Annotated in this window: 15 protein-coding genes and 2 pseudogenes; 1 reads left to right on the forward strand and 16 read right to left on the reverse strand. The window is 40.1% G+C overall.

Annotation, left to right across the window (positions count from 1 at the left end; translation table 11 throughout):
• Positions 1 to 348 (forward strand): hypothetical protein (locus J6O61_RS01780; RefSeq protein ID WP_292208869.1); only part of this gene is annotated, 348 nt, incomplete at its 5' end.
• A 15-nt stretch (positions 349 to 363) separates the two neighbouring features.
• On the opposite strand, the gene J6O61_RS01785 is transcribed toward J6O61_RS01780, so the two are convergent.
• The 16 genes and pseudogenes from J6O61_RS01785 to J6O61_RS01855 form a co-directional block, all read right to left on the reverse strand.
• A complete protein-coding gene (locus tag J6O61_RS01785; protein ID WP_292208840.1) occupies positions 364 to 1,005 on the reverse strand; it encodes an MBL fold metallo-hydrolase in 642 nt (213 codons plus the stop codon).
• A 17-nt stretch (positions 1,006 to 1,022) separates the two neighbouring features.
• The gene (locus J6O61_RS01790; RefSeq protein ID WP_292208843.1) at positions 1,023 to 1,751 is read right to left on the reverse strand and encodes a PrsW family intramembrane metalloprotease; all 729 of its coding nucleotides are present in this window, start codon (positions 1,749 to 1,751) and stop codon (positions 1,023 to 1,025) included.
• A gap of 206 nt (positions 1,752 to 1,957) precedes the next feature.
• A complete protein-coding gene (locus J6O61_RS01795) occupies positions 1,958 to 2,554 on the reverse strand; it encodes a class I SAM-dependent methyltransferase (protein WP_292208844.1) in 597 nt (198 codons plus the stop codon).
• 3 nt (positions 2,555 to 2,557) lie between these two features.
• A complete protein-coding gene (locus J6O61_RS01800) occupies positions 2,558 to 3,109 on the reverse strand; it encodes an ECF transporter S component (protein WP_292208845.1) in 552 nt (183 codons plus the stop codon).
• A 284-nt stretch (positions 3,110 to 3,393) separates the two neighbouring features.
• Complete coding sequence (locus tag J6O61_RS01805) at positions 3,394 to 3,834, reverse strand: GNAT family N-acetyltransferase (RefSeq protein WP_292208847.1); 441 nt, start codon at positions 3,832 to 3,834, stop codon at positions 3,394 to 3,396.
• Positions 3,835 to 3,836: 2 nt separating this feature from the next.
• Positions 3,837 to 4,472, reverse strand: a complete 636-nt coding sequence (locus J6O61_RS01810) for a class I SAM-dependent methyltransferase (RefSeq protein ID WP_292208850.1) — start codon at positions 4,470 to 4,472, stop codon at positions 3,837 to 3,839.
• A gap of 120 nt (positions 4,473 to 4,592) precedes the next feature.
• On the reverse strand, positions 4,593 to 4,769 hold the full coding sequence (locus J6O61_RS01815) for a hypothetical protein (protein ID WP_292208852.1): 177 nt from the start codon (positions 4,767 to 4,769) through the stop codon (positions 4,593 to 4,595).
• Positions 4,747 to 5,178, reverse strand: a complete 432-nt coding sequence (locus J6O61_RS01820) for a hypothetical protein (RefSeq protein ID WP_292208855.1) — start codon at positions 5,176 to 5,178, stop codon at positions 4,747 to 4,749. The genes J6O61_RS01815 and J6O61_RS01820 overlap by 23 nt, the downstream gene beginning before the upstream one ends.
• Positions 5,179 to 5,315: 137 nt before the next feature.
• Positions 5,316 to 5,441: a hypothetical protein gene (locus J6O61_RS01825; protein ID WP_330613703.1), complete on the reverse strand. Its 126-nt coding sequence runs from the start codon at positions 5,439 to 5,441 to the stop codon at positions 5,316 to 5,318.
• 111 nt (positions 5,442 to 5,552) lie between these two features.
• Positions 5,553 to 5,708 carry a nitroreductase family protein gene (locus J6O61_RS01830; protein WP_292208858.1) on the reverse strand — a complete coding sequence of 52 codons (156 nt, stop codon included), beginning with the start codon at positions 5,706 to 5,708 and terminating at the stop codon, positions 5,553 to 5,555.
• A gap of 9 nt (positions 5,709 to 5,717) precedes the next feature.
• Positions 5,718 to 6,113 (reverse strand): SCP2 sterol-binding domain-containing protein, encoded by a 396-nt coding sequence (locus tag J6O61_RS01835; RefSeq protein WP_292208861.1) that lies wholly within the window; start codon positions 6,111 to 6,113, stop codon positions 5,718 to 5,720.
• A 156-nt stretch (positions 6,114 to 6,269) separates the two neighbouring features.
• Positions 6,270 to 6,407 (reverse strand): hypothetical protein, encoded by a 138-nt coding sequence (locus tag J6O61_RS19675; protein ID WP_330613704.1) that lies wholly within the window; start codon positions 6,405 to 6,407, stop codon positions 6,270 to 6,272.
• A gap of 19 nt (positions 6,408 to 6,426) precedes the next feature.
• A pseudogene (locus J6O61_RS19680) lies at positions 6,427 to 6,600 on the reverse strand (replication-associated recombination protein A); the annotation flags it as partial.
• 61 nt (positions 6,601 to 6,661) lie between these two features.
• A pseudogene (locus J6O61_RS01845) lies at positions 6,662 to 6,787 on the reverse strand (DUF6017 domain-containing protein); the annotation flags it as partial.
• A 78-nt stretch (positions 6,788 to 6,865) separates the two neighbouring features.
• A complete protein-coding gene (locus J6O61_RS01850; RefSeq protein WP_292208863.1) occupies positions 6,866 to 7,375 on the reverse strand; it encodes a sigma factor-like helix-turn-helix DNA-binding protein in 510 nt (169 codons plus the stop codon).
• A 61-nt stretch (positions 7,376 to 7,436) separates the two neighbouring features.
• A partial coding sequence (locus tag J6O61_RS01855; RefSeq protein ID WP_292208866.1) for an AlkZ-related protein occupies positions 7,437 to 8,147 on the reverse strand: 711 nt, incomplete at its 5' end.

Here is an 8,147-nt window from a genome sequence, read left to right on the forward strand (position 1 = left end):
CCTGACAGAGATCTGAACGGTCAGCAGTACCTTGAATCACGATTTTATATGACAGCGCTGCCTTATGAAACCCTTCTGGCAAACGAAGTCGCTCCTTTTCCGGTCAAAGAAATAGGACTGCGCCTCGAAAACCTTGATTCTCTAAGGCTTTTCCGGTTTAGTCCTATTTTGACACAATCATCGTTCAAGTGCGAAAACATAGGGGCAAACTTGCCAAGCTGCTCTCTTCCTGCGGTTTGTACGATTTTTTCTGCCAGAGCATTAACCTTTGCAATCTGCCATGCAAAGCAGTTTGAAATGCCAATATATCTTGCCTTGCCCCATGCCATGCACCAAGGGCAATCTTAGGTAAGCATCTATTTTCTAGTCAAACTTTATCTTCTCAACAACCTTCACCGGGCTTTTTACAAGTGATGCAAAAGTCTGGCCATCACTCTGCTTCCCGACGATACTACCGTAATGGGTAGGGATGACATACTCAGGTCTTATGGTATTAGCAAGCTCTGCAGCCCTCCTGGTGTCCATAGTATATGTGCCTCCGACTGGCAAAAGAGCTATATCACACTTCACCTGCCTGGCTTCCTTAGTAAGTCCTGTATCGCCTGCAACATAGATGCGCTTGCCGTCAGCTCTAAGAATATACCCTACCCATTCAGCACGTCTTGGATGGAATGGCTTTACAGTGTTATAGGCAGGTATTGTCTCTATCTCAAGTCCGCTTATTTCCTTATAGACACCAGGTTTCACAGTGACGATAGAAGCAACATCGTTAGCAAGTTCCTTGGCATCATCTTCCATTCTTGCCGGAACAACCAATATAGTTGATATCTTGGCAATCTTCCTGATATCATCCACGGAAAAATGGTCATAATGATCATGAGTGATCAGAATATAATCTGCATCATGGGGCTCCGTTTTTATCTGGAATGGATCCAGGTAAATCGTTCCTTGACTGCTCTTTATCCTTATGCTGCTCTGTGTGAAAACTTCGATATTATCAAGCATTACTATCTCCTACTGTTTTAATATATTGGTCTGTCAGCCTTGGCAGTTCTTCCTACAAGAACATAGGAAAGCAGGAACATCACAGCCACAAACCCGATGAAATAACCATTTCCATCCTGCGATTCCATAGTTGCAATATAATCATAAGCCCCATGCAAAAGAGCCGGTACAACTACAGCAAGTATCCTACAGATCTTGGAACCAATATTCTCGCCTCTGTAATCAAGCTTCTTGGCAATCCCATAAAAGATTCCCATGAAAACGCCAAAACAGGCATGCCCCGGAATTGCTGTGACAGCCCTTACTATGGCAGTTCCAAAGCCATACATCATAACATAGCTGATGTTCTCCCACAATGCAAATCCAAGGGAAACAAAAACTGCATATACAACTCCATCGTACTGGCAATTAAACTCCCAGCTGCTCCATGTCTGTCTTTTCATGCACAAATATTTCGAGCTTTCCTCAGCAAATGCAACAATGCCAAAGTAAAGGATTATGTTATATAGTGGCGATTCATAAGGAACTGCAAGCCCCAATATAACAGACAATACTCGCTCCTCAACGAGTGCCAGCAGCGATGACAATATACCTGCTTTTATCAGAGTCCATATCATATATGGGCTCTCCCTCTCAAGCTTGTCTGACCTGTATACCTTTACCATCAGAAATATCGCAGGTATAACAGCTGCAGCTATAAGTATTCCGTTATAAACAAGATATGGTGCAACAAGAAAATAGAACATTGTTCTCCCTCCTCTTTACAAAATCACAATATCCCATAATACATTTTTTATTATAAGCCCAATTCAACCTTTACGCTTGTCAAAAACAGAAATGCCGGATTTTCCCTCACAAATCCATCAGTAATTCCTCAAATAAAAAAACGGCTACAGATTCTCCATAGCCGTGTAATGTAATATTAACATAAGGTATTTAAAGTTTTTGAAGGTCACTTTTTTATCCCAATCAGTTCTATCATTCTTTCATCTGAGATGAATGTCTTAATGACAAATTCTTTCTCAAGCAGCTCGAGAAATTCCTGATCTGAAGGAAGTCCCCGTGACACGTGGCAGGCTCCATCTGCGTGGCAGCCATCTATAACCTCTCTGCTGGCTCCATGAGCTATGCAGATACTCCCATTATCTACCAGAGCCGTTGACAGATTATGCATAAGTGTTTCCGGCGACGGAAAATGAGGAAATGCATTATATATAACGCATACGTCATATTTTTCGTCAAACTCAAGCTGCTCCGCATCTCCGATAATAAAATCTACCTCGGAATGATTTCTGAACTTTTGCCTGGCCTTTTCCAGCATTTGAACTGAAATGTCTACTCCGGTCACTTTTTTTGCGCCTGCTTCCAGATAATACGGAATCATGAAGCCCGTTCCACAAGCAATATCCAGCACCTTTTTCCCTTCAAGCTGCCCCAGATTCCCGATGATATCACGCGTAACAGATTCATCATTGCTTGCAAAGTCATCCCATTTTTCGGCCAGTCCGTCAAAAAATTCAATTACCTGTTCTTTACTGACAATATCCATATGTTATGCAGCCTTTTTTACTGTACTATTTGTTGCTAATCCTGCTTTATACAAAGCAAATACTATTGTAGGAATGAATATAAGCTGAATGATAATTCCCGGAAGGCTTGTTACAAAGTAGCTTGTAGCCCATACCTTTATTGAATACTCACCTCTTGCAAAAATGAGAGCGCGGGACAAACCACCGATAACCCTACCTGCAAGCATGGCAACAATCAGGCTTATATAAAGATCCGCATATATCTTTCCTGTATTTACAAGTTTTATCATAATGCCTGTACAGATACCATAAACAGCAAGTTCAACCATCATTGCAGGCAAAATAGCCATTGGTGGCATTCCCGTAATAATCGATGAAAGAAGCGGTCCGACAAGTCCGCAAACAAGACCATACTGCCATCCGCATACCAATCCGCAGATAAGTACCGGAATATGCATAGGGCTGATCACTGATCCGGCATTCGGAATCATGTGAAATGCCATCGGCAGTACCACACACAACGCAATACACATCGCAGTTGTTACCATATTTCTTACTAAGTTTTGTTGTTTCATTTTTCTTAACCCCCTGGTTTCTTTTTTCAAAACTTCTATTATGATAACAACACCAAAAAACAGCCACAAGCCCCATGGGGGGTTATAAAATCTGAAAAGTCCTTTCTACACAAAAATAAGCGAAAAATACATATTTACTGCATTTTCCGCTTACCAATGCTTAAATTTCATCTTTCGCAGAACCCTATAGCGTATCCTCGGTCATTAACATGCTAAATGATAATTTATATTTTCTATAGAATCATACTACTATTCCTAAAAAATCCATACACAATAATCAAGCACTATCGCTCCATTCTTATCAAATACTCCGTTGTTCCTTCCTCAAACTGTCTATCTCCGCTATCATGAAATCCATGCTTTTCATAGAACTTAATCGCTTCCAAGTTCTTTTCCAATGCCCAAAGTGTATTTACGTTGAACTTCTCTTTTGCAAATTCTATAAGTTCCGATCCAACACTCTGATTCCAAAAGAAATAATCTACATACAGTTCGACAATCTCAGTTCCTTCAATATGAATCATTCCTTTAACTATTCCATCATCATAGACCCAGATATTATCTAACTTTTCAGGGCTGCTGTACTCTTCTGCTATCTTGATAACCTGTAAATCCCCAAAAGAATAATCATCATTTTGGAAGATTGGTCGATACTTTATTCTTTTTACAAAAACAAGGATTTCTGCAATCCTAGACAGGTCTTTCTTTTCTGCTTTGCGAATCATATTTAAATCTGCCTCGCTTCACTATTTTTTATGGTAATGATTCCCGAACAATAAGATTTTTGCTCAAACTGAGCTTGTGGAAATGACTTTTTAATTTCATCTATTACAAAATATATTTCGTCCTCATCCCACTCATCTCCCGCTTCTGACTTACAGTTTTCAAGTTCAACTCTGGTCTTGAAGGCAACATCACCGATAAGCAATTTTCCATCTTCATTTAATTGAGACAGTAACACAGTAAAAAAGGAAGCCTTCTGCTCATCTGTTAGATGATGCAGAGAATATGTACCAATGATGTAATCAAACTTACAATTACTTAGTTCAGGAACCAGCCCTTTTGAGAAATCACCCTGATATAAATTTGCATCTGGCATTTTTTCTTTTGCCAGCTCAATCATTCTCTGCGAGAAATCCTGACCATACACTTCACAACCATTTTCATATAGTTTTGTTGTAAGTGTTCCTGTACCGAATCCAATATCTAAAACCTTGGCATTTTCCTTAGTCATAACTTCTTTAAAAATACCGCCTAAAACTTCCTTATATCCTGCAAAGGGATAGCTATTTTCTTCCTCTGACAGTCCTACAGCAGCATCGTACCCATCTGCCCATAAATCAAATCCTTTGTTGTCTAACATGATGTCTCCTTTTTAACAGTTATTTAAACACTATCCTCTACTATATCCTTTTTCTGCATATTAAAAAAGCCCTGCAGCGGTATTTGTTACCACTACAAGGCAATTCCGTGGGCATATTCATTAAGCAAACAAGACAAAGAATATCCAAGACATATTTATAGTCATGCACAAACAAATGTCTTTTCTAACAGCACACGCTCCTGCATCCTGATACTCTTCTATTCTGGCAAGCGGAAACACTGCTCTTAGCAGAGCATGTCTGATTCTTTTACGATCAATAAACTGCTGAATGTTCACGCCTGTATGACTCAGTTGTTTTTAGCAACAATTCTGCATTAACCTGATTAAGTTCAGCCTCTATCTGCTGTCGCTTAGATTCATCTGCAGTACGAAGTTTCTGCTCAAGTTCTGTTTTCTTTTCCTTCAGTCTTTCTATTTCCTTGTCCACAGCGCTAGTATCTGTAGTTGTCTTTTCAGCCTGAGCTTCTTTATCTCTTTTTAGGGCAGCCATACCTTCCTCTGAGATAGACAAAGCATTTTCCTGGCGTTGTTGCTTCCTGCTGGCCACAAAAGCTGCAGCCCCCTGAGCATCGCCTTCAGCGATATATTTTCCTTCGGTTTTTACTTTTTCAATCATTGCCTTTGCTGTAGGCTGACTTGTCAGATAATCAAGTTCTGCTTTTGAAACATCAGTGAGTATACGCATAACATCGACCTCCGCTATATGAGAACACTTATCCTTATCTTATTTATCGGCAATTTAAAGCATAATGTTTATACCACCAACAAAAAAGAATCAGCTCCAAATCCATCCTTGAATTCTTTGCTGATTCTCTGCTTTTCTTAAATATAACTTACTGTTTCTGTAAGATCCTTCCTGCTGTTATGATTATCAAGAGGTCCTGTTCCATCTGCCGCATATCCAAGGTCAAGAAGCATCAAAATCTCTTCATTGAAACATCCAGCCATATAGGGATGTCTTTGCGATCTCCGGTTCGGTACAGCCTATCTGCTGTGCTGCATGTTCAACTGTATCTACCATTATAAACACAATAGTGCTTACTCTGTGTATGTATTTACCTATAGCTGATCAACATTTCTTTCAGAACCAATCTCAAAATGACACTTCACTATTCCAAGATCGACCTGGCTGAAAATGCCACCCTTATCAACAAATTCCACCGAATCATCTTCATTTAATCTGATCAAAAACTTCTGCTGTTTTATTGCTGCCATTCATTTTCTTTATTTTGAAGTTTTCTTAGAAGTCTTCTTTGCCTTTTTCTCTGCTTTTGCAGTAGCCTTCTCAGCTTTTTTGGCTCCACTTATAAGTTTTTTGAGTATATCAGCCTTACCAAGATCTCCTTCAGCAGAAATCTTATGGGTAAGATAAGCAGCAACAACATCAAGCTTGCCTGACATCATATCCAGAATAGTCTGGCCATCAGCTGTCACCAGGATATCTCTGTCCTTGTAATCATAAGGCTGAACTTCAACCTTTCCATCCTTAACTTCCATGTAGAAAGCGCCTTCGCCCTCTCCGGTTACGTTATACTGAACCGCAAGATGATCCGAAATGGCTGATGCATCCGCCTTTGCAACAAGTTTCTGTGCTTCTTTTACAATTTCTTCATATGTCATCTTAGCAATCCTCCTCGTAAAAAATCAGATAGTGCCCATGTTATATTCAATCAATTAAATTTCTATTAACAAAACATTAAAAATATGTCTTTTCCCACCGTAAAAGTGGTAATTTCAGGTTTATTGGTAAGGCAGCACTTCATCATAATAAATTCTTCATTCCCACGGTCTATCAGGATTACCTTCTTGTGAAGGATCCTTATATTTATACCTCTGTGGATCTTTTCCAATATTTCTGAAATATTCCTTTATATCTTTTTCATGGCCGATATCGTTAGGCTCATAAAATGTCATATCCTTTATCGCGTCTGGGAGATACTGCCTGGGCAAGTATTTTTCTTCCTTCAGGCATCCCAACACGCTCCACTGCTACAGCTGCGGATGCTGCAACACATATGGCCATGGGATCCGCATTTCCAACTTCTTCAGATGCTGCAACCAGCATTCTCCTGGCTATGTACTTAACATCCTCTCCTGCAGCAAGCATGTATTCAAAGAGATCCATATCAGCATATGCTCCTTTGTTCAATTTCACTCTTTAAATTATATCATGCCTCGCACGCTCCATAAGCCATATCATGATTTACTTCAGCCTGATAAAAGGCACCCATTGTACTTGGAGCATTGAACAATGCTGCAAGTAAGTACTTCTTTACATTTCTTGGTTTCCATGTAGTTCTCCTGCCAATCAGGAAGGTACTTTCTGAAAAGCTTCCAGTCTTTTTCATTTACGTCCATACTACTCAACCCTCTCAAACAAAATGACTTCTATCCTGAATATTCACATCCAGGCCCTCATCATATAGAAGCTTCTCTATATGCGTAGCTGCATAGTCACCAATTCCAAATACTTGCCACTCCCATCTCTTTTGACGGGCAAGAAGAACAAGCAGCCCCACGTTATCAATTCCCATATTCAAAAGACATTTGATATTCTCAGAACCAAGGCCTTTAATACTGCCAAGTTCGTCATACACCCGCTTCGACTGCTCATATTTTCCCAAAGTTTCAAATGCTACAGAAAGTCCAGCCACTGCTTTCTTATGATTCTTCACAGTTGCCTCATATCCATCTTTGATCCACTGGAAACTAAGATCTCTTTTTAGCCTACGTATTGCAAGGTTACACACCTGTCCTGCTCTTCCGTCAGAAACACCAAGCTTTTCACCAATTTCTTTATAGGTCAGACCCTCTTGGAATCTATATCTTATAACTTTCTGCTCTATTTCCTTTATCATGGGGATCGCATACTCAAGGCCCATAATCTGGTCATCTGTTGGTTCCTTTTCTAATCCAAGAGCCTTAAAAATATTCTGTGGATAGTCAGTTTTTTTTCTTTTTCGTCTTTACTTCTGTACCAAAAGCTCCGCCGATATGTCTTTTTATCTGATCTGCGTTTGCTACTGGGTACAACTCCACAATGTGCTGGGTAATTGCCTTCCCTGACACTTCTGGAGTCTCACTGTACCTTGAAGTCACATACTCATATCCCCACAAAGCCTCAGGCTTTGCATAAACAGCTATCGGCCAGCCATAAAGCTCGCCCTTTTTGTTCTTACGCTGTCTGAAATCCTTGACGCAAAGATATGTCTTCATCTGAAGGTCAGTAATAGTCCCATCAAAGCCCTTTTCTCCGCCTTTAGCAAAACCAGCCTTCTGCTTGAGGTCATTAGAATAAAGCTCATCCTCTATCTCAAAACAATCCATTATCTTCTTCTGGCGCCTTGAAGCCTTCTCATCATCCCAGAGCGCATCAAAATCATATCCATCCCTGCGATAATTCACAAAATATGGAAGCCACTCTTTGGATATGAATCCAGCCTTTTTCTCAAAGAACTTGCCATAAGCAACCTCTCCACTCCTGGCAATAAGCTCCCGCCACTCCCATGGGTCCACTTTAGGATTTCCACACCACCAATACTCAACTGCAGTACGCTCCTCAAGTGAAAATCCCGGAATATCATTCTTAAAAAGTGGCAGAAATCCTACTTCATTTATGTAATCAATTGCATCCTGAACTGTATGCAGGCATTC

This window comes from Butyrivibrio sp. (genome assembly GCF_017635265.1).
Taxonomy (GTDB): Bacteria; Bacillota; Clostridia; order Lachnospirales; family Lachnospiraceae; genus Butyrivibrio.